This window comes from Streptomyces sp. UC4497 (assembly GCF_054871485.1).
In genome coordinates this window covers 98195-117612 of the sequence record NZ_JBTYHB010000001.1, presented here as the reverse complement: position 1 = coordinate 117612, position 19418 = coordinate 98195, and the positions used below count along the sequence as shown (strand labels likewise).

The 19418-nt window shown below is 71.2% G+C and carries 19 protein-coding genes and 1 riboswitch; of the genes, 7 read left to right on the top strand and 12 right to left on the bottom strand.

The window, feature by feature from the left end; all coding sequences use genetic code 11:
• The first annotated feature begins 11 nt into the window (after nucleotides 1-11).
• Nucleotides 12-650: a LysE family translocator gene (locus ACYSUO_RS00425; protein WP_461773931.1), complete on the top strand. Its 639-nt coding sequence runs from the start codon at nucleotides 12-14 to the stop codon at nucleotides 648-650.
• Nucleotides 651-674: 24 nt separating this feature from the next.
• Here the strand turns inward: ACYSUO_RS00425 and ACYSUO_RS00420 are convergent, their stop codons facing one another.
• Entirely contained in the window at nucleotides 675-1601 is a 927-nt protein-coding gene (locus tag ACYSUO_RS00420; RefSeq protein ID WP_461773930.1) for a Vgb family protein, read from the bottom strand.
• A gap of 118 nt (nucleotides 1602-1719) precedes the next feature.
• Nucleotides 1720-2472: an aminoglycoside adenylyltransferase family protein gene (locus ACYSUO_RS00415; RefSeq protein ID WP_461773929.1), complete on the bottom strand. Its 753-nt coding sequence runs from the start codon at nucleotides 2470-2472 to the stop codon at nucleotides 1720-1722.
• A gap of 192 nt (nucleotides 2473-2664) precedes the next feature.
• On the opposite strand from ACYSUO_RS00415, the gene ACYSUO_RS00410 reads away from it, so the two are divergent.
• Nucleotides 2665-3558, top strand: a complete 894-nt coding sequence (locus ACYSUO_RS00410) for a phosphatidylinositol-specific phospholipase C/glycerophosphodiester phosphodiesterase family protein (RefSeq protein ID WP_461773928.1) — start codon at nucleotides 2665-2667, stop codon at nucleotides 3556-3558.
• A 111-nt stretch (nucleotides 3559-3669) separates the two neighbouring features.
• A complete protein-coding gene (locus ACYSUO_RS00405; protein WP_425840184.1) occupies nucleotides 3670-3864 on the top strand; it encodes a hypothetical protein in 195 nt (64 codons plus the stop codon).
• 70 nt (nucleotides 3865-3934) lie between these two features.
• Here ACYSUO_RS00405 and ACYSUO_RS00400 read toward each other — a convergent pair whose 3' ends face one another.
• Nucleotides 3935-5167 carry a phosphodiester glycosidase family protein gene (locus ACYSUO_RS00400; protein WP_461773927.1) on the bottom strand — a complete coding sequence of 411 codons (1233 nt, stop codon included), beginning with the start codon at nucleotides 5165-5167 and terminating at the stop codon, nucleotides 3935-3937.
• A gap of 38 nt (nucleotides 5168-5205) precedes the next feature.
• The gene (locus ACYSUO_RS00395; protein ID WP_461773926.1) at nucleotides 5206-5562 is read right to left on the bottom strand and encodes a DUF779 domain-containing protein; all 357 of its coding nucleotides are present in this window, start codon (nucleotides 5560-5562) and stop codon (nucleotides 5206-5208) included.
• A 74-nt stretch (nucleotides 5563-5636) separates the two neighbouring features.
• On the opposite strand from ACYSUO_RS00395, the gene ACYSUO_RS00390 reads away from it, so the two are divergent.
• Nucleotides 5637-5999, top strand: a complete 363-nt coding sequence (locus tag ACYSUO_RS00390; RefSeq protein WP_426896099.1) for a hypothetical protein — start codon at nucleotides 5637-5639, stop codon at nucleotides 5997-5999.
• A 62-nt stretch (nucleotides 6000-6061) separates the two neighbouring features.
• On the opposite strand, the gene ACYSUO_RS00385 is transcribed toward ACYSUO_RS00390, so the two are convergent.
• Entirely contained in the window at nucleotides 6062-7201 is a 1140-nt protein-coding gene (locus ACYSUO_RS00385; RefSeq protein WP_461773925.1) for a hypothetical protein, read from the bottom strand.
• Between the two features lie 158 nt (nucleotides 7202-7359).
• Between ACYSUO_RS00385 and ACYSUO_RS00380 the strand changes: the two genes are divergently transcribed.
• Nucleotides 7360-7980 carry an L-threonylcarbamoyladenylate synthase gene (locus ACYSUO_RS00380; RefSeq protein WP_426896095.1) on the top strand — a complete coding sequence of 207 codons (621 nt, stop codon included), beginning with the start codon at nucleotides 7360-7362 and terminating at the stop codon, nucleotides 7978-7980.
• Between the two features lie 26 nt (nucleotides 7981-8006).
• Here ACYSUO_RS00380 and ACYSUO_RS00375 read toward each other — a convergent pair whose 3' ends face one another.
• The 6 genes from ACYSUO_RS00375 to ACYSUO_RS00350 form a co-directional block, all read right to left on the bottom strand.
• Complete coding sequence (locus ACYSUO_RS00375; protein ID WP_461773924.1) at nucleotides 8007-8783, bottom strand: ABC transporter ATP-binding protein; 777 nt, start codon at nucleotides 8781-8783, stop codon at nucleotides 8007-8009.
• Nucleotides 8780-9793, bottom strand: a complete 1014-nt coding sequence (locus ACYSUO_RS00370) for a FecCD family ABC transporter permease (protein WP_461774352.1) — start codon at nucleotides 9791-9793, stop codon at nucleotides 8780-8782. The genes ACYSUO_RS00375 and ACYSUO_RS00370 overlap by 4 nt, the downstream gene beginning before the upstream one ends.
• Nucleotides 9794-9852: 59 nt before the next feature.
• A complete protein-coding gene (locus ACYSUO_RS00365; RefSeq protein WP_461773923.1) occupies nucleotides 9853-10908 on the bottom strand; it encodes an ABC transporter substrate-binding protein in 1056 nt (351 codons plus the stop codon).
• A gap of 36 nt (nucleotides 10909-10944) precedes the next feature.
• Nucleotides 10945-11134: riboswitch (cobalamin riboswitch) on the bottom strand.
• 52 nt (nucleotides 11135-11186) lie between these two features.
• A complete protein-coding gene (locus ACYSUO_RS00360) occupies nucleotides 11187-13373 on the bottom strand; it encodes a PI-PLC domain-containing protein (protein ID WP_461773922.1) in 2187 nt (728 codons plus the stop codon).
• A 30-nt stretch (nucleotides 13374-13403) separates the two neighbouring features.
• The gene (locus tag ACYSUO_RS00355) at nucleotides 13404-14666 is read right to left on the bottom strand and encodes an arginine deiminase (RefSeq protein WP_461773921.1); all 1263 of its coding nucleotides are present in this window, start codon (nucleotides 14664-14666) and stop codon (nucleotides 13404-13406) included.
• A gap of 35 nt (nucleotides 14667-14701) precedes the next feature.
• Nucleotides 14702-16153, bottom strand: a complete 1452-nt coding sequence (locus ACYSUO_RS00350; protein WP_461773920.1) for a basic amino acid/polyamine antiporter — start codon at nucleotides 16151-16153, stop codon at nucleotides 14702-14704.
• A gap of 182 nt (nucleotides 16154-16335) precedes the next feature.
• Here ACYSUO_RS00350 and ACYSUO_RS00345 point away from each other — a divergent pair, with 182 nt between their 5' ends.
• Both ACYSUO_RS00345 and ACYSUO_RS00340 read left to right on the top strand, forming a co-directional pair.
• On the top strand, nucleotides 16336-17430 hold the full coding sequence (locus ACYSUO_RS00345) for a baeRF3 domain-containing protein (protein ID WP_461773919.1): 1095 nt from the start codon (nucleotides 16336-16338) through the stop codon (nucleotides 17428-17430).
• On the top strand, nucleotides 17430-18020 hold the full coding sequence (locus tag ACYSUO_RS00340; protein ID WP_461773918.1) for a hypothetical protein: 591 nt from the start codon (nucleotides 17430-17432) through the stop codon (nucleotides 18018-18020). The genes ACYSUO_RS00345 and ACYSUO_RS00340 overlap by 1 nt, the downstream gene beginning before the upstream one ends.
• On the opposite strand, the gene ACYSUO_RS00335 is transcribed toward ACYSUO_RS00340, so the two are convergent.
• Entirely contained in the window at nucleotides 18017-19363 is a 1347-nt protein-coding gene (locus ACYSUO_RS00335) for an MFS transporter (protein WP_461773917.1), read from the bottom strand. The two genes, ACYSUO_RS00340 and ACYSUO_RS00335, sit on opposite strands and share 4 nt — an antisense overlap.
• Nucleotides 19364-19418: the final 55 nt, after the last annotated feature.

Genomic DNA, 19418 nt, shown 5'->3' with positions numbered 1-19418 from the left:
CCTGGCATTCCATGGCAATAAGCTCCTCCCTTTGGTCCTTCGCCCTAGTTGTAGGGCTTCTCACTCTGACTCCCGGACTCGACACGGCGCTGATCCTGCGCACGTCGGCCCTCGGCCGGCGCAGGAGGGCCTGGGGCGTCGTCCTCGGAATCCAGACCGGCACCCTGGTGTGGGGCGCGTTCACCTCCCTCGGAGTGACCGCGCTTCTCACGGCCTCCCACCTCGCTTACACCGCGTTGCGCTGGATCGGTGCCGCCTACCTGATCTGGATGGGGATCCGCATGCTCCGGGACACCTTCCGGGGGCTGCCCACGGCGGACACGGACGATTCGGGTCCGGCCGCCGACGCGGACTCGTTCAGTGGTGGCTGGCGGCAGGGGACGCTCACCAATCTCCTGAACCCGAAGATGGGCGCCTTCTACGTCGCCGTCCTGCCTCAGTTAATCCCCCCGGGCACCGGCCACTTCTCCATGGGCCTCCTGCTCACCACGGTGCACGTCGTGATCGGTCTGCTCTGGTCCGCCGTCCTCATCGGCTTCGCTCGCGTCCTGCAGGGCTGGCTCCGCAAGCCCCAGGCCCGTCGGCTGCTCGACCGGATCACCGGCACCGTCATCGGCGTCTTCGGTATCAGGCTGGCGCTCAGCAACTGACGATCCGGTGGGCAGGTTCGGCAGTCACGTGGAGCGGCCCGCAGGCGCGATGCGCGCGAGCGCGCCGATCTCCAACGCCGTCCACACGGCGCCGTCCGGGCCAACGGCGATGCCGTGCGGTTCGGAGTTCGGGGTGGGCAGGTCGTGGACGGTGAGGGCGCCGTCGGGCGTGAGCGTGCCGATGCGGTTGGCGCCCCACTCGGTAAACCACGCGGTGCCATCGGCGTCGACCGTGACGGCGTGCGGGCGGGCGGCGCGGTCGGCCAGCGGGAACTCGGTGATCCGGCCGTCCGGAGTGATCCGGCCGACCTGCCCGGCGGCGATCTCGACGAACCAGAGCGCTCCGTCGTGGCCCGCGGCGATTCCTACGGGGGCGGCCGCCTCCGTAGGAAGGGCGTGGAGGGTGATCGTGCCGTCCATGCCGATCCGGCCGATGGCGTTCGCCTGGTTGAGGGTGAACCACATCGCGTCGTCGGCCCCGGCCGTGATCGCCGAGGGGAAGCCGCCGGTGACCGGGAGCGGGAACTCGGTGACGTCGCCGTCCACGGTGATGCGGCCGATGCGGTCGGCCGCCGTCTCGGTGAACCACAGCGCCCCGTCGGGGCCCGCCGCGATCCCGAACGGCCCGCAGCCGGGCCTGCGCACATCGAACTCGTCGACGGCGCCGGCCACCGTGATCCGCCCGATCCGGTCCGCCCGGTACTCGGTGAACCACAGGGCGCCGTCCGGGCCCGGGGTGATGACGGTCGGTCCGCAGTCGGGGGCGTCGAGGCGGTGGCGCGTCGGATCGGCGCCCGGGACGAGCCGGCCGATCTCGCCGCTGTGGACGAGGGTGAACCACAGGGCGTCGTCCGGGCCCGTGGTGAGGGCGTAGGGGCCGGACGCGCCGTCGGACACCACGTGTTCGGCGATGGATACGTGGTGTGTTTCCTGGTGGGATTCCTGTGTCACTGGGACGTCTCCAGACCGTTTTCGTAAGCGCCGCCCCACTCGACACGGTTCTCCTCTGTGGGGTCTCGCTGCAAACTTACGACGGACGTAACGGGCTGGGTCGGGCCGGAGGCCGGTGCTACGCGGCCCGTTCGGTCTCGGCGACCAGTGCCTCCGCGTCGCGCCGAATTCGATGACGTAGCCGCTCCCACGACTCCTCCGCCTCGCCCAGATACACCGCACGGGCATGCGCCAGCACCGCGCGGTTCTCCTCCGGGAGCCGGGCCAGGGCCCAGTCCGCCGCCGCGTTCTTCGACAGGATCTCCCCGGTCGCGAGGGTGGCCCAGACGCGGGCCAGGGTCAGGACCACATTGCGGGTGTCCGTCTCCAACTCCTCAAGGAGCGCCGGGATCCCGGCCACGGTCGCGCGGCGCACATCGGATTCCGGTACCGGATCGAGCAGTTCGGTGGCGGGCGGCCCGAACAGGGCGACACCACGCTGTCGCACCATCGTGACCAGCAGCGCCAGGTCCGCATCCACCTCGGGCCGCGGCGTCTCCCCGCGCTCGTACGCGCCCCGGAGCCACTCGCCGTACTGGAACTCCCGCACCGGCGGGAACCGCCAGGGCCGCACATCGGCGAGCCGTACGAGAGTCAACTCCACCGGGCGTTCCTGGCCGTGCTCCGCACCCGCCCCGGACAGGTCCATCAGCCCGCCGACGAGTCGTGCGCGCTGTTCGGGTGCCGTGGGAGCGCCGGTCACGGCGAACACGTCCACATCGCTGTGCGGGCGCAGGCCGCCGGAGACCGCCGAGCCGTAGAGATACGCGGCCACCAGATCCGGCCCGAGCACCTCGCGCAGCACCTCCACCACGCACTCCACCTGGCGCACCGCCGACTCCCTTCGCTTTCCGTCGATCTTCGCCCGTCCCCGCCATCATGCACGCCCGTGACCAGTGACTCGTGGTGGCCCCGCGGTGAACCGGGGGTGCCGGTCACGCCAACTCCCGTCACGCCTCTGCCGGTTGACGACCCACGCCCCGCATACTCACCGTGTCCCACCGACCCACCACGGGAGGCACGCATGGCCCCGACCACCCGCCGCAGAGCCCTCGGCACCCTCGCCGCCGCGCTCGCCGTCGGTGTCACCACGCCCGACCTGGCCCAGGCCGCCCAGGCCAAGCGCGGCCCCGCGCCCCTGCGGCGCGCCCACGCCCACAACGACTACGAGCACCCGAGACCCCTGTTCGACGCGCTCGATCAACGCTTCAACAGCGTCGAGGCCGACATCTACCTCGTGAACGGCGACCTCCTCGTCGCCCACGACCCCGTCGACCTCGACCCCTCGCGCACCCTGGCTTCCCTCTACCTCGCCCCGCTCGCCGCCCGCGTGAAGGCCAACCACGGGTCGGTGTACCGGGGTTGGCGCACCCCGCTGCAGCTCCTCGTCGACATCAAGACCGACGGCGCGGCGACGTACCAGGAACTCGACCGCCAATTGCGCCGCTACGGCCGCCTCTTCACCACGTACGACCGCGGGCGTGTGCGGGGCGGAGCCGTCACCGTCGTCGTCTCGGGCGACCGGGCCGCCCGCCCGCCGATGGAGGCGCAGACCAGGCGCAGCGCCTTCTACGACGGCCGCCTCACCGACCTCGGCAGCGCGGCGCCCGCCTCGCTCATCCCGCTCATCAGCGACAACTGGGCCAACAACTTCACCTGGCTGGGGAGCGGTCCCATGCCCGCCGCCGAACGCGAGAAGCTGCGCGGGATCGTCGGCGCCGCCCATGCGCGCGGCCAGCGCGTCCGCTTCTGGGCGACACCCGACGTCGCCGGGCCCGAACGCGACGCCGTCTGGGCCGAATTGATCGCCGCCGACGTCGACCACCTCAACACGGACGACCTCGCGGGCCTGCGGGCGTTCCTGGAGACCCACGACACGGCCCACGACAAGGCCCGCGGCAGGAGTTCCGGCCGGTGACCCCGGGTTAACACCCGTTCGGGGGACAGGTCATGCCCCGGTCGGCGCCCTCCGCTGCGTCACACTTGCGGCCGATAGCCACGGTGTTGACGTGGCGGAGGAGGTTCGGCGATGTCTCTGTCCATTTCCGTGGTGCTGTTGCTGCTCATCGTCGCGGTGATCTTCCTGCGCAACGGAGCCATGAAGTTCTCGCACGCGCTCGTCTGCGTGCTGCTCGGCTTCCTGCTCGCGGGCACGGACGCGGCGCCGACCATCCACGACGGCATCACCTCGACCGCGGGGCTGGTCAGCAGCCTCAGCCCGTGAGGCAACGGGCTGAGCAAGCCGGGTAATTGGAGTATGACGACTGACCGGCCGTTGCGGCCCTCCCGTGGCGCTACTTCGTCGCCGAGAACACCCCTATCCCGTTCGCGACCGCCCGCTCCGGCGGATCGCTGGGGTGGTTGCGGACCGACACCGCGGGGGCGCCCGGTGCGCGGGCCACGAGGGTCGACGAACCGCCGCCGTCCAGGCTGAACGCGTCGTCCGAGCCCAAGGACCGCATCGTGGCGGCCACTTCGGTCATCGACATGCCGGTGCGGTAGGCGGGGGCGCCGTCCAGGGCCAGCAGGATCAGCTCATGGCCGCCGTCCCCGATGCCCGCCGCCGTGCGCACCGCCGACGTCGTCGCGTCCAGGCCGGGCAGCGGCGCGCCGTCCCGCAGTACCGGATAGCCGCCGATCGCGAAGCGGTACGGGATCTGCGAGCGAGCGGCGACGAGCCGGTGGTGGACCGTGACCGGGTCACCCGGCGACAGCTTGCGCAGCCACTGCGCGCCGGCCTCCCTGCCGACCAGGACCGTGGAGCCGGCCGCTATGGGCCCGCTGCCGGGTGTGTCGGCCGACGCCACGACGCGCCCGCGGCGCACCGTCACCTCGTACGTGTCCGTGGTGCACGGAGCCGCCCGCTGGGTGTCCGTGCCGCAGGTGGCCCGCACCCGCGACACGCTGCCCCAGTCGGACGTGAAAGCCCCCACCGAGCCGACCGGCAGCGCGTACTGGTTCAGCCCGCCCAGCGGCATCCGGTCGTCCCGGGTGCGTACCGAGCCGTCGAGTTCCAGGCTGTCGAGGCGGGCCCGCCGGTCGACCCCGACGCCGAGGACGTCCCGGGTGGAGGTGCCGGGCGGCAGGGCCGGGCCGAAGCGCTGCCCGTTCGGCACGGCCGCCTTGAGCGTGTGCCCGCTCGCGATGGCCGGTCCGACGGAGGCGCCGGTGACCTCGACACCCGGGTGCTGGCTCTCCGTGATGTTGAAGAAGTCCCCGTTGACCCCGCCGACGGCGCCGGCCGCGTCGGACATCGAGGAGACGGTGGCGCGGGCCCCGACCGCACCGGGGTGCAGGAGGTCGACCCGCACGCGCGGGTCGGTCAGATCGACGGTGAGGACATGGGCGTGCGCGGTGCCCTTGGCGGCGGGAACGTCGAACTCCGTGTACGTGACGCCCGGAGCGATCCGCTCGCCCGAAGCGGCGCCGGCCGGTGCCGCACCCGTCAGGGCGGCACCGGCCAGCATCGAAGCGACCCCGAGGGCCGCAAGGACTCTTCTGCCTCGCTTGCCAACTCTCGTCTGCATGTGGGGAGTTCAGCAGACGCGGGGTCGCGCGTCGATGGCTAGGTGCCGACGAGGCGGGAACGGATCAGGAAACGTACGCCCTCGGGTGCTTCGAGGGAGAAGCCGCTGCCGCGGCCCTCGACGACGTCGACGATGAGCCGCGTATGGCTCCACACCTCGTACTGGCTCTTGGACATCCAGAACGGGACCGGCTCCGCCACCCCCTCCACCGCGAGATCGGCGAGCAGCACATCGGAGGCTCCGGTGCGGAACTCGCCCGCCAGGTAGCACATCGGCGCGCTGCCGTCGCAGCAGCCGCCGGACTGGTGGAACATCAGCGGACCGTGGGCCTCGCGCAGCCGCCGCACCAGCTCGGCGGCCGCGTCCGTCAGCTCCACGCGGGGTACGTCGGTCATGTCACCCAGTCAAAGGTGTGGGACGTTGCGACCACGTTGCACGCGCGACCCGGACCCCGGCATAAGCTCCCCACATGGAACAGAGGGAGATCATTCTGCGGGCCATCGGCGTGCTCACCGAGACGCACGAGATGGTGCGCAGGCTCAGCGACGGTGAGGCACTCGACACCGACCTGACGCAACTGGGGCGGCTCGTGTCGGAGGTGTTCCCGACCATCGAGATCCCGTCGGGGGCCACCGCGGAGGAGGCGGCCGAACTGGCCATCGCCGCGCTGATGCCGGCGAGTGTGTCGCTCGTGGAGGCGTTCGCGTTCCTCTTCACGCAGCTCGCCAAGGTCCACGACGAGGGCCGCACGGACGTCAACTCCAGCGAGCTGCTGCAGGAGATCGCGCTGCGGATGTCCGATCCGGGTGCGGCGGAGGCAGAGGAGGAGTGAGGGGAGCGGGCGCCCGCCCCGTGCGGGCGCCCCACCAACTGGCCGTCAATGCCGCCGGGAACCTACTTGTGCGGCCCTCGGAAGCGTCCGAACGCCTTGCCGAGCGTGCCGAACGGTGAGGCGTCCGCGTCCGTCGGCGTGTGCGGCGCGCTCTCGGCGCGCGGCACCTCGGCGAGCGCTGCGCGCGCCGCTTCGGCCGCCTCGCGGTAGCTGTCCCGGGACCTGGTCATCGCGTCGAGCGCCTCGGCGTACTTCGTGACCATGTCCTGCGCGTGCGTCAGCTCCTCGTCGGGCGTGAGCAGATGCCAGCCGTCGCGCAGGCGCGTGAGGGCCTGCTGCGCCTCGTCGGTCAGCGGCCGCGGGAACGCGGTGAACTCCCGGATCCGGTCGATCAGTTCGGTCGGCTCGCTGCCGTCGAGGAATACGCTGCGCACGGTGAAACGGTCCGCCACATAGTCCGGGTGCGGCGGCGTGGTCGGCAGCACGACGCCCCCGCCGCGCGGCATGCCGGCCTTGAAGTCCTTGCGCAGCCCGAAGTCCACGATCTGCGCCTGGTCGGGCGTCGCCCGGTGCTCGATCACCCGGTGCTGCAGGCTCGGCGGCAGATACTGCGTGATCGACCGCTGGCCGCGAGCGTCCGGCGTCATCGCCTCATGGATGACGACATGCACGTACCAACTGGAGCGCGAGCAGTCCTTGAGGAGGCGGCGCAGCGCGTCGTCGTCCTTGGGGAGGTGGTTCGGGACACGGAGGCGCAGCCCCGCCACCGTGTCGTGGTCCCAGGGCACCCGTTCGCTGTCCGGCCAGAACATCGGCGCAGGCGACGGCCAGGCCAGCTCCCAGGCCCGCTCCGCCTCCGCGGCGAGAATCCAGGTGACGCCTTCGGAGTCCTTGGCGCGGGTGTCGGGGTCGTACGTCGTGAGCTGGCCGCGCACGGTGACGTTCTCGGCGACGCGCCAGCGCGCCTCGAAGACCCGGCGGGCGCCGGGGCCTGGCCCGGCCTCCTCCGCGCGCGGGTGCAGCACGGTGGACCGCGCCGCGTCCTCGGGGTCGAGGTCGAGGAAGTCGTCGAGCACACCCGCCGCCTTGAGGGCGATCAGGTTGCGCCGGACGTCGCGCTCGGGGTCGGGCCCGAGGTGGCGTCCGCGTCCGAGCCACACGGTGTCGGGGACGGGTGTCGGGGTTGAGTTCTTCTTCGCCATGGAGTCGTTCTGTGAGTGATCGGGGCGCGACCAGTATGGGTCCGTGGGCGCGCGGGGGCCAGGGCAGGGTGGTCCGGTGTCGGGATTGTCGCGCGTGCGTGCCCGATTCGCCCCTCGTGTACCCCGGCGTGGCGCGTCCGATCCCGTACGCTCGCCGAATGGCCAGGTACTACGACGTGCACCCAGCAAACCCGCAAGCGCGCCTGATCTCCGCGATCGCCGACGGCATCCGCGACAGCGCGCTCGTCGCCTACCCCACGGACTCCTGCTACGCGCTCGGCTGCCGGCTCGGCAACCGGGCGGGAGTCGACCGGATCCGCACCATCCGGCAGCTCGACGACCGGCACCACTTCACACTGGTCTGCCAGGACTTCGCCCAGCTCGGCAGGTTCGTCCAGATCGACAACGACGTGTTCCGCGCCATCAAGGCGGCCACGCCCGGCAGTTACACCTTCATCCTGCCCGCGACGCGCGAGGTACCGCGGCAGTTGCAGCATCCGAAGAAGAAGACCGTGGGCGTGCGGATCCCCGACCACGTGGTGACGCAGGCCCTGCTCGCCGAGCTCGGTGAGCCGCTGCTGTCCAGCACGCTGCTGCTGCCCGGCGAGGAGGAGCCGCTCACCCAGGGCTGGGAGATCAAGGAGCTGCTCGACCACCAGGTGGACGCCGTGGTGGACTCCGGCGACTGCGGCACCGTGCCCACCACGGTCATCGACTTCTCCGGTGGGGAGGCCGAGATCGTACGGCGCGGGGCCGGGGACACCGAGCGCTTCGAGTGACACGGGTCCAGTGAGGCCCGGGTGGCTCAGCGCGGCGACGTCGTGCCCAGGTAGCGGATGTGCGGGCGGGCGCCGGGGCGGGTGACCTCGGCGCGCACCCCGTACACGTCGGCGATCAGTTCCTCGGTCAGGACGTCGCCCGGCTCCCCGGCCGCCACCACCCGGCCCTCGCGCAGCACGACGACCCGCGCGCAGTAGGTGGCGGCGAGGTTCAGGTCGTGCAGGGCGACGACGGACGTGATGCCCAGCGTGCCGATCAGGTCGAGGAGTTCGAGCTGGTGCTGGATGTCGAGGTGGTTGGTCGGCTCGTCGAGCAGCAGCTCGCGCGGCTCCTGCGCGAGCGCCCGCGCGATCTGCACCCGCTGGCGCTCGCCGCCGGACAGCGTGTGCCACAGGCGGTGCGCCCGGTCGCCGAGTCCGCTGCGCTCCAGGGCGGAGCGCACGGCCGCCTCGTCCGCCGCCGACGCGGGCTGCCAGGCGCGGCGGTGCGGGACCCGGCCCAGGCGTACGACGTCGGCGACGGTCAACTCGACCTGGGCGTCGGACTGTTGCTGCACCATGGCGATGCGCCGCGCGGCCTGCCTGCGGCCCACCGAGGCGAGCGGGTCACCGTCGAGCGTGACGACGCCGCTGTCCGGGGCGAGCACTCCGGACAGCAGGCGCAGCAGGGTCGACTTGCCCGAGCCGTTGGGGCCGAGGATTCCGGTGACGGTGCCGGGCTCGGGTGCCACGGACACCCCGTCGAGCACCAGCGCGCCACCCGGCGACCACGACACACGCTCCGCGCGCAGCCCCGCCGTCACCGCACACCCCGCCCGCGGTACAGCACCAGCACGAACGCCGGCACACCGATCAGCGATGTCACCACACCCACCGGAACCTCCTGCGGTTCGAGCACCGTCCGCGCCACCGTGTCCACCCACACCAGGAACACGGCTCCCGCGAGCGCCGTCACCGGCAGCAGCCGGGTGTGCCCCGGACCGACCAGGGCGCGCGCCGCGTGCGGCAGCACCAGGCCGACGAAGCCGATCGCGCCGGCCGCGCTGACCAGGGCCGCCGTGAGCAGCGCCGTCACGCACAGCAGCACGATCCGGGTACGGGCCACCCGCACCCCGAGGGTGGCCGCCGCCTCCGCGCCGAAGGCGAACGCGTCGAGGGTGCGCCCGTACGCCAGGCACACCACGAGCGTGACGGCGAGCACGGCCAGGCACAGCCACACCTCGGTCCAGCCGACCCCGCTGAGTGAGCCGAGTAGCCAGAACAGCACGCCGCGCGTCGTCTCCGCGTCCGCAGAGGTCAGGACGACGAACGAGGTCAGCGCCGAGAACAGCTGCATCGCCGCGACGCCGCACAGCACCACCCGGTCCGTGCTGCCGCCCAGCGTGTGACTGAGCACCAGCACCAGCGCGAACGAACAGACGGCGCCGACGAACGCGCCACCGGAGACCGAGATGGCGCCCCCGCCAAGCCCGAGCACGACGACGAGCACGGCCCCGGTCGACGCGCCCGACGAGACACCGAGCACGAACGGATCGGCCAGCGGATTGCGCAGCAGCGCCTGTAGCACCGTGCCGCACACCGCGAGCCCCGCCCCGCACACCGCCGCGAGCAGCGTCCGCGGCAGCCGCAGATTCCATACGATGCCGTCCCGGATCGGCGAGAGGTCCGAGGTCGCGAGGCCCATCCGGTCGCCCACCGCGGCCCACACGTCGCCGACCCGGATCTGCGCGGGACCGATCGTGATGGCGAAGGCCACGGAGGCGCACAGCGCGGCGATGGCGGCCGCCCAGGCGAGCGTGGCGCGCAGCGAGATCCGGGAAGAGGCCTTCGCGGGCGCCGCCGTCACCGCGGGCGCCGGAACCGTGCGAGCCGTCACTTGGCGAGGCCGAACTCGCGCAGCCCCGCGGCGACCTGTTCCACGCCGTCGACCGTGCGGATGGTCGGGTTCATGGCCTGTCCGCTCAGGCGCACGTACCGCTTCTTCTTCACGGCGGTCATGTGCTTGGTGACCGGGTTGGACTCCAGGAACTTGATCTTCTGCGCCGCGGACTCCGCCGACTGCGAGCGGCGCGTCAGATCGCCGATCACCAGCACGTCCGGATCGCGATCGGCGACCGTCTCCCAGTTGACCTGCGGCCACTCCGCGCGCGTGTCGTCGAAGACATTGCGCGCCCCGAGCTCCTTGGTGACGACGCCGGGGGCGCCGCAACAGCCCGCCATGTAGGGCGAGTCGGAGTTGGCGAACCAGTAGAGGACGTCCACGCCGTGCGCGTCGACCCCGGAAGTGGCCTTGCGGACCCGGGACTTGAGCTTGTCGATCAGCTTCTCGCCGCGCTCCTCGACGTCGAAGACGCGCGCGAGATCGCGGATCTCGCCGTACACGACGTCGAGCCCCAGGCGCTTGGTCCGCTCCCCGTCCCCGTCGCCGCCGTTGTCCTTGCCGACGCAGTCGCTGGGGGAGAGGTACGTGGGCACGCCGAGCTTCTCGAACTCCGCGCGCGGCGCCACACCGCCCTTGCCGAGGGTGTACGTGAACGAGGCCGCGGCGAAGTCCGGTTCGGTGCCGAGGACCTTCTCGAACGACGGGTAGCGGTCGGCCAGGCGCGGCACCTTCGCGTTGGCCTTCGCCAAATCCTTGGGGACCGGGTCGGTCCAGGTACCGGTGCCGACCATCCGGTCCTCGAGGCCGAGCGAGAGCATGATCTCGGCGGAGCCCTGGTCGAGGGCGACGGCGCGACGCGGGGCGTGCTCGACCCGCACCTTCTCGCCGCAGTTGTCGAGCGTGACACCGCCGCCCTTGTCGGCACCGTCCTCGGTGGCGGCGGTCGTGCCGCACCCGGTGAGCAGCAGGGCGCCCGCCAACAGCGGGGCGCATCGGCGGAGTTGACGTGCGAACAGCACGGAAGTTCCTTCGCGTCCAGGGCTCATACGCGGAGCCGGCCTACGGTCCGCCCCCATGCCACGCGGCACTGGAGGCCGCCAGCAGGTCTTCGGACTCGGGGTCGTCCGCGCGAAGCGCCTTCCCGGGTCGATGTGCCGACCCAGTGGCAGTGGCTCCGCCCGTCACCCTCACCGCTGCGCGTCAGTTCCGGGTTCGCACCGGATTCCCTGACCCGTGTGCGTAGAAAAACACACAAAGGTACGACTGGCTCGGCGAAACTATCACGCGCAGGCGATCGTGGTCCCGGCGGCAGTGTCGGAACCGGTCAGCGGCCCTCGTTGAGCGCGTCCACCGCGCCCTGCGCGTCCCCGATCGTCGCGTAGTCCACGGCGACGAAGTTCACCGGCCTGCCGCGCTCGCGTTCGCAGCGGTGTGCCCGGTCGAGGACGTAGCGGCGGGCGTTGACCTCGCCGGCGTCGATGCGGCTGCCGCCGTTGTTGGTGATGAAGTGGTTGAGGAGGAACAGCCGTTTGTCGTCGCCGCCGCGGTGGGGGACGCAGCTCATCTGGTCCGGGGAACGGAAGGAGAACGGCGTCTCCATGCCGTAGCGGTAGAAGTTGCGGTACCAGGGGGCCGGGCCGTCCGCCTTCTCGGCGAAGACGACCAGGCGCCGGCCGCTGTCGATCATCTCGCCGAGCGTCGGCCAGGGCTTCGCCGGATCGGCGTCGGGACGGCGGACCAGCTTGTCCAACCCGGCCTGGCGGAAGGCCTTTCGGGTGTCCTCGGCGGAGATCGCGTCCTGGACGATCAGGGTGACCACTTCGTTCGGGTGGTCCTTCATCCAGTCGCCGATCTCGCGCAGCGTCGGCACCAGGGAGATCGCCCCGGCCCTGCACACCGCGTGGCACAGCCACAGCCCCTTGCGCGGCGGATTGATCCGGTTGACCGCGGACCGCACCAGCGCCTGCTGCTCGGCCGTGAAGTCGGAGTCGTCCAGGCGTTCGGTGATCTCCTCGGGGGTCTCCCAGCGGTAGGTGTCCAGCTGCATCGCGCGCACCCCATGGTCCAGCTGTGTGCTGATGGGCGGGTCCTGCAGCGGCCCGATGAAGTTGTCGGCCGTCGTCGACATCGCGTTGTGCGAGGTCAGATAAGCGACCTCGTCGTAGGGCCGGTCGCACAGCTCGGTGCTGCCCTCGCACTCGCGGGCCGCCGCGGGGGAGGCGGCCAGCGGCATCAGCACCATCCCCGCGACCGCCAGGCACGTCGCCCCGAACCCCAGGCCGACCGCCCGCCGCGGCGACCCGAGCCGCTCCCGCGCCACCCGCGGGACCCGGCCGGCGAGGCCGGTCCTCATGAGCAGACCGACACCCGCGAGAAGCGCCCCCGCGAGCACGGGGACGAGCGCGGCCCACAGCGCGGTGCCGGTGAGATGGCCGACGGCGGCGCGCTGCACGTCGTCGACGAGACGGGTGAGGCTCGGCGGCCACGAGTCGGGAGGCGCCACGAGCTGCCCGTCGGTGACCAGACGCGTCACCCAGGCGGCCAGCGCGGCGAGCACCCCGCCCGCCACGAGCGGGATCCCGAGCAGGATCAGGCGGCGCCCCGGCTGCCGCGGACCGAGCAGCCACAGCGCCGTGAGGGACAGCAACAGCAGCACCGTCGCGACGACTTCGAGCACCCCGAGGCCGACCGCCGTGTACGGTCGCGCCTCGTGCAGGCCCGAGAGATCGTTGCCGGACGCCTCGAGGGTGTCGGTCAGGTCCCAGGTGCCGCCGTCGACGAGCGTCCGGAGCTGGGCCGCGGCGCCCTGGACGCGGTCCGTGACGGTGGCCGGGGCGACGGCGGCGAGCGCGGTGCCGACGTCCCCGTCCGCGAGCGCCGTCTCGACCTCCGGTCGCAGGCCCGCGCGCTCCCCGGCCGGTACGAGGGCGAGCAGCGTGTCGGCGACGCGGCTCGCCTGGTCCTGCGTCAACGGCAGCTGCGGCAGGCCTTCGGGCGCCCGCCCGGCGGCGAGTTCGCGCACCTCGTCGGCGAGTGTCGCCCGGAACCGGTCGAAGTCGGGCTCGGAGCGGTTCTGGACGCCCGCGACGAGATCGCCGAAATAGGTGTGCGCGAGGCCGTCGAGATTGGCGAGGACCGGGCGCAGGTCGACGACGAGGCGCAGGTCGTCCCGGTCGCCGTTCAGGTAGCCGACCACCGCGTCGATCTGCTGCCGGGTCAGGTCGCGCAGCGTGTCGGGCGGCAGGACCAGCTTGATGTTGGAGGTGATCTGGGCCTCCGGCACCGCGAGCCGTGCCAGCAGGTCGCGGGTGACCGGGGAGGCCTCCGGGTCCACCAGAACCTCGTTGTAGAGCCGGTCGTAGGCGTGCTGCTCGTCGAGGACCGCCGCGTGGAAGCCGGGGTCGAGCAGCGTGCCGCGGACGGTGGCCGTGACGCACACGGTCAGCGTGGCGACAGCGGCCACGACGAGGGCCACCATGCGGAGCAGCGTATGGAGCGTGCCCTTCTCCATGGCGTCGACGGTACCGGTCCCGGGGCCGTCTCAGTAGTCGAGCGGGTCCCTGCTGATGGGGCAGGTCATGCAGTGGCCGCCGCCGCGACCCCGGCCGAGCTCGGCGCCGACGATGGTGATGACCTCGACGCCCGCCTTGCGCAGCAGCGTGTTCGTCTGGGTGTTGCGGTCGTAGGTGAAGACCACGCCGGGTTCGAGGGCGACCGCGTTGTTGCCGCTGTCCCACTGCTGGCGCTCGGACGCGTAGACGTCGCCGCCCGTCTCGATCACCTGGAGGTCGCCGATGCCGAGGGCCTTCGCGACGACGTCGGTGAACGCGGCAGAGCCCTCGTCGGTGATCTCCAGGCCCGGCGCCTTGTCGCTGGGGCGCAGCGAGAACGTGTGCACCGCGTCCATGATCTTCGGATAGAGCGTGACGATGTCGCGGTCGGCGAACGTGAAGACGGTGTCCAGGTGCATCGCGGAGCGCAGCTTCGGCATCCCGGCGACGATGACGCGCTCGGCGGCGCCGCGCTCGAAGAGGGAGGCCGCGACCTGCGTGATGGCCTGCCGCGACGTGCGCTCGCTCATGCCCATCAGGACGACGCCCTTGCCGACGGGCATGATGTCGCCGCCCTCGAAGCTCGCCTGCCCCCAGTCCTGTTCGGGATCGCCCCACCACACGGTGGAGCCCGCGAAGTCCGGGTGGAACTGGTACACCGCTTTCATCAGCAGCGTCTCGTCGTGCCGCGCGGGCCAGTACAGCGGATTGAGGGTGAGGCCGCCGTACAGCCAGCACGTGGTGTCGCGGGTGTAGAGGGTGTTGGGCAGCGGCGGCATCAAGTACTCGCGTACGCCGGTGGATTCGCGGGCCAGGGACACGTACGGGGAGCGGTAGTCGTCGGGCAGGTCGGTGGTGGCGAGCCCGCCGATGAGGTACTCGGCGAGCTGCCGGTCATCGAGATCCTCCAGGAACGCCCGGGTGTCGTCGATCAGGCCGAGCCCGACCTGATTGGCGACGATCTTCCGGTCCAGGAGCCAGGACTTCGCCCCCGGGAGCGCCATCGTCTCCGCGAGCAGCTCGTGCAGCTCGACGACCTCGACGCCGCGCCCGCGCAGCTTGTTGACGAAGTCGGCATGGTCGCGCTGGGCGTTCTCCACCCACATCACGTCGTCGAAGAGCAGATCGTCCGCGTTGGTCGGGGTCAGCCTGCGGTGCGCGAGCCCCGGCGCGCATACGAGGACCTTGCGCAGCCGGCCCACCTCGGAGTGGACGCCGTACGGAGCGGGAGCGGAGCTGTCGGGGTCGGTCACGGGGAGCCTCCCGGGGCGGGGGTGGGACGGGACGGTCACAGGCTGATCCAGCCTGCGGCCAGGGCGACGATGCCGATCACCGCGCCGATGACGGAGACGGCGAGGATGACGAACTCACGCGGCGAGAACAGGCGGCGGCCCTGCTCGCGGCGGGCCATCACGAAGAGGATGGTGGCCGGGGCGTAGAAGATCAGCGAGACGAGGACGAACTTCAGCCCCGCCGCGTACAGCAGGAACGCCGTGTAGATCACGGCCACCCACGCGATGGTCAGCTCACGGTTCGAGGCGTGGCCGCCCGCCGTGAGCGGATCGGGGCGCATGCCGATCTTCGCAGCGAAGCCGGCCGCGAGCAGATACGGGATCAGGGAGAGGGCGCTGGTCAGGTCGAGGGCGAAGTTGAACGCGTCGTCGGAGAACGCGGTGACGACGAGCACGACCTGGGTCAGGATCGTGGTCATCAGCAGGGCGGGCACCGGCACGTCCGCGGCGTTGGCGCGCCGCAGGAAGCGAGGCATGTCGTCGTCCTTCGCGGCGACGAACAGCACCTCGGCGGCCATCAGCGTCCAGGCCAGATACGCGCCGAGCACGGACACGATCAGCCCGACGCTGATGAAGACCTTGCCCCAGGTGCCGACCGCCTCCTCCAGGACGCCCGCCATGGACGGCTGGCGCAGCTCGGCGATCTCGCCCATCGGCATGATCCCGTAGCTGACGATCACGACGGAGGCGAAGATGGCGAACACGCTGAGGAAGCCGAGGATCGTGGCCCTGCCGACGTCCTCGCGGCGCTTGGCGTGCCGCGAGTAGACGCTGGCGCCCTCCACGCCGAGGAAGACGAAGACGGTGGCCAGCATCGTGCCCTTGACCTGGCTGAACAGGGAGCCGGCGTAGTCGGCGCCGCCCCAGTTCTCGGCGAACACGCTCGGGTCGAAGAAGACGAGCGCCAGGATCACGAAGACGATGATCGGCACGACCTTCGCCACGGTCACGATCCTGTTGATGGCCGCGGCCTCCTTCACGCCGCGGCGGATCATCAGGAAGAACGCCCACAGGCCCACGGAGGAGAGGATCACCGCGAGCGCGGTGTCGCCCTCGCCGAGGCTGGACCAGATCGTGCCGACCGTCGACATGATCAGCACCCAGTACGTCACGTTGCCCACGCACGAGCTGGCCCAGTAGCCGAAGGCGGAGAAGAAGCCCACGTACTCGCCGAAGCCCGCCTTGGCGTAGGCGTAGACGCCCGCGTCCAGGTCGGGCCTGCGCATGGCGAGGGACTGGAAGACGAAGGCGAGCATGAGCATGCCGGTACCGGCGATCGCCCAGGAGATGAGCGCCCCCGCCACCCCCGTCTGCTCGGCGAAACGCGCCGGGAGGGAGAACACCCCGGCGCCGACCATGGAGCCGATGACCATGGTGGTGAGGGTGAACAGGGCCAGTTTCGCGGGCGGTCGGGAGGTCTCGGACTCCGTGGAGGCCTGCTGCTCCATCACGTCCCCTTCGGTCGTGGTGCGGGGGAGCTGGGACGCTCGGGGAACAGTTTTCTACCAATATGTTGAGGCCTGCACCTTTTAGAGGTGTTCCGGTGTCACAAGACGTTCATTCCAAATGGCCGTTTGTGCGAGTTGTGGGCAGCATGGTGCGAGCCGTCTCAGGAGAAGGACAAGCATCCATGCAATCCTCATTGACCCCGGTGATCCTTCGGGAGCTGCGCGAGCCGCGCTCCTATCCCGCCGTGTCCCTGGCGATGCCCACCCACCGGCGACGACCGGAGAACGACCAGGACCCGGTCCGGCTCGGCAACCTCGTCAGCGAGGCGGAGCGCCAGCTGGCGGCGGACCCGGCGGTGACCAAGGAGCGCCAGGAGGACGTCCTCGCGCAGCTGCGGGCCGCGGTCCAGGAGGTCGACCCCGCCGAGGTGCGCGACGGCCTCATCGTCTTCGCGGCGCCGGGCGAGCACCAGGCCTGGGCCGTCGACCGCGGCGTGCCCGAGCGGGTCGTGGTCGCCGACACCTTCCTGACCCGCAACCTGGTCGCCGCGGACGCCGCGATGCGCCCCTACTGGGTGCTGGCGCTGGCCGCCGGCCGGGTGACGCTGTGGGACGGCCGCGGCGACAGCGTCACCGAGAACACGGAGCACGGCTTCCCGCTGACCCGCAGCCTCGAGGACCCGGACGCCGAACGCAAGGAGCGCGTCGGCGACGTGCCCAGCACGTTCCGCGACGAGCAGACCCGCCAGTTCTTCCGGGACGCGGACACCGAGCTGAGCGATGTGCTCGGCGAGGAGCCGAGGCCGCTCTACGTCACCGGGGAGTCGGCCGCACTGACCCTTTTGACGGAGGTCGGAAGCGCCGCGCAGGGTGCGATCGAGGTCTCGGTCGGCGGGCTCGCGCAGGCCACACCGGAGGAGGTCGTGCAGGCGGTGGCCCCGGCCCGGGACGAAGCGGCACGGCTGGTCGTCGCCGAGGCGCTCGACCAACTGGAGCAGGCGCGCGGCGAGCGGAAGTACGCGGCGGGCGTGGACGAGGTGTGGCAGGAGGCCCAGGACGGCCGGATCCGCCGCCTCGTCGTCGAGGAGAACTACCGGATCACCGTGCGGGCCGGCGACGGCCACCTGGAACCGGCCGCCGAGGATGATCTCGACGCCGTGCACGACATCGTCGACGAGGTCGTCGAGTCCGCCCTGGAGACCGGCGCGGAGGTGGTGTTCGTCCCCGACGACACCCTCGCGGACGCCGGGCGCGTCGCAGCGGTGTTGAGGTTCTGATGCGCGCGCGGACGACGGTCGCGCCGATCGCCTGCGCGCTGGCGGGTGTGCTGGCGCTCGCGGCATGCGGCTCAGGAAGCGAGCAGGACACGGGCGCGAGCGCCAGCGCGCGACCCACCTCACCGGACGCGTCGAGGTTCTCCGGTACGCCGCCCTCGGCGCTGGCCTCGAAGAAGGAGTCGATCAAGGCCTCCGCATCCGAGGCCGCCAAGTCGGCCTCGGCACGGGCCAGTTCGTTCGAGGCATCCGTCTCGGCCAACCTGGAGCGCAAGCGACAGGAGTTCACCAAGCAGCTGGACAAGGCCGAGGGCAAGGGCAACGCGGTGCGCGACGTCGAGCTGACCGGCAAGCGCCTCGCGGACACGAAGGGCGTGCGCGCCGTCGTCGTCCACATCACCAACACCACCGAAAAGACCGCCTCGTACGCGGTACAGGTCGACTTCAGCGACTCCGACGGCAAGGTGGTCGAGTCGAAGGTCGTCGGAGCCGAGGACCTGAAGGCGGGGGACAGGGCGCAGCCGCTGGCGATCAGCACCAAGCCCCCCGAGCCGCATCTCAAGGCGAGTGTGGCGAAGGCACAGCGCTACTAGGCAGGGACCTTCGCCTGGGTCACGGCCGTGGACTCGGCCGCGACCCTGCGCTCGAAGTGGACCCGCAGCCGCAGCGTGCACCAGATGCCGACCGCGGAGACCACCATCAGCGCGGCGGCGGGTGGCCAGTACGCCCCGCCGGCCAGGGACGACAGCCAGACCGCGGTGACCGGGGCGAAGCCTGCGAAGATCATGTTGCAGACCTGGTAGGAGAGCGAGATGCCGGTGTAGCGCACGTGCGGGGCGAAGCCGTCGGCGAGGATCGCGGCCATCGGCCCGTACAGCGCCGACATCACCAGGCGCATCGCCAGCATCATCAGATAGATCAGTACGACGCTGCCGCCGCCGAGCACCATGAACTGCGGGATCGACAGCAGTACGACACCGGCGAGGCCCGCGACGACGACCTTGTGCGCGCCCACCTTGTCACCGAGCAGCGCGAGCAGCGGGGTGACGACGAGTTCCAGGAACGCGGCCAGCGAGAGGCCGTTGAGCAGCATCGACTCCGACAGGTGCAGCGATTCGGTGCCGTACGAGAGCAGATAGCTGGTCACCACGTAGTAGCCGCCGGTCGCGGTGGCCAGTGCGAAGACCCCGGTCAGGACCGTCTTCCAGTCCTTGTGCAGCACCTCGGCGACGGGCAGCCGGCTCGGCGTCTCCTTCGCGGCCTCGGCGGCGTGGATGTCGTCCATCACCGGGGAGTCCTCCAGCTTGGTGCGCACCACCAGGCCGATGACGACGAGGACCGCGGAGGCGAGGAACGGCACGCGCCAGCCCCAGCTGTTGAACGCGGAGTCGCCGAAGAGATTCATGAGGCTGAACATGCCGGTCGACAGCAACGCGCCGACGGAGGAGCCGAGTTGGGCGAACGAGCCGAAGAAGGTGGCCTTACCCTTGGGTGCGTTCTCGACGGCGATGAGTACGGCGCCGCCCCACTCGCCGCCGATCGCGATGCCCTGGATGAGGCGCAGCGTGATCAGCAGGATGGGGGAGAGGACGCCGACCTGGTCGTACGTCGGCAGCAGGCCGATCGCGAACGAGGCGATGCCCATCATCAGGAGCGTGATGACGAGCGTCTTCTTGCGGCCGACGCGGTCACCGATGTGTCCGAAGACGATGCCGCCGAGCGGACGCAGCAGGAAGCCGACGGCGAAGGTCGCGAAGGACGAGATGGTCTTCAGGGCCGTCGGCATGTCGGCGGGGAAGAAGACGTCGTTGAACACGATCGCCGCGGCGGTGGCGAAGGCGTAGAAGTCGTACCACTCGATGGAGGTACCGGACAGAGCGGCGAACGCCGTCCTGAACGGACTCTGCGGCGAACGGGACGTGGTGCGGTCCGTCAAGGGGACCTCCGGCAAATGAGTGCGGTCGGGGACGTGACGTGCTTTTTAGGGGCGC

What these genes read in the sequence shown, in the direction of transcription:
- ACYSUO_RS00345 (WP_461773919.1), top strand. Translation starts at nt 16,336, where the DNA reads ATGCAATCCTCATTGACCCCGGTGATCCTTCGGGAGCTGCGCGAGCCG.
- ACYSUO_RS00400 (WP_461773927.1), bottom strand. Translation starts at nt 5,167, where the DNA reads ATGCAGACGAGAGTTGGCAAGCGAGGCAGAAGAGTCCTTGCGGCCCTC.
- ACYSUO_RS00360 (WP_461773922.1), bottom strand. Translation starts at nt 13,373, where the DNA reads ATGGAGAAGGGCACGCTCCATACGCTGCTCCGCATGGTGGCCCTCGTC.
- ACYSUO_RS00350 (WP_461773920.1), bottom strand. Translation starts at nt 16,153, where the DNA reads ATGGAGCAGCAGGCCTCCACGGAGTCCGAGACCTCCCGACCGCCCGCG.
- ACYSUO_RS00340 (WP_461773918.1), top strand. Translation starts at nt 17,430, where the DNA reads ATGCGCGCGCGGACGACGGTCGCGCCGATCGCCTGCGCGCTGGCGGGT.
- ACYSUO_RS00410 (WP_461773928.1), top strand. Translation starts at nt 2,665, where the DNA reads ATGGCCCCGACCACCCGCCGCAGAGCCCTCGGCACCCTCGCCGCCGCG.
- ACYSUO_RS00380 (WP_426896095.1), top strand. Translation starts at nt 7,360, where the DNA reads ATGGCCAGGTACTACGACGTGCACCCAGCAAACCCGCAAGCGCGCCTG.
- ACYSUO_RS00385 (WP_461773925.1), bottom strand. Translation starts at nt 7,201, where the DNA reads ATGGCGAAGAAGAACTCAACCCCGACACCCGTCCCCGACACCGTGTGG.
- ACYSUO_RS00365 (WP_461773923.1), bottom strand. Translation starts at nt 10,908, where the DNA reads ATGAGCCCTGGACGCGAAGGAACTTCCGTGCTGTTCGCACGTCAACTC.
- ACYSUO_RS00395 (WP_461773926.1), bottom strand. Translation starts at nt 5,562, where the DNA reads ATGACCGACGTACCCCGCGTGGAGCTGACGGACGCGGCCGCCGAGCTG.
- ACYSUO_RS00390 (WP_426896099.1), top strand. Translation starts at nt 5,637, where the DNA reads ATGGAACAGAGGGAGATCATTCTGCGGGCCATCGGCGTGCTCACCGAG.
- ACYSUO_RS00425 (WP_461773931.1), top strand. Translation starts at nt 12, where the DNA reads ATGGCAATAAGCTCCTCCCTTTGGTCCTTCGCCCTAGTTGTAGGGCTT.
- ACYSUO_RS00405 (WP_425840184.1), top strand. Translation starts at nt 3,670, where the DNA reads ATGTCTCTGTCCATTTCCGTGGTGCTGTTGCTGCTCATCGTCGCGGTG.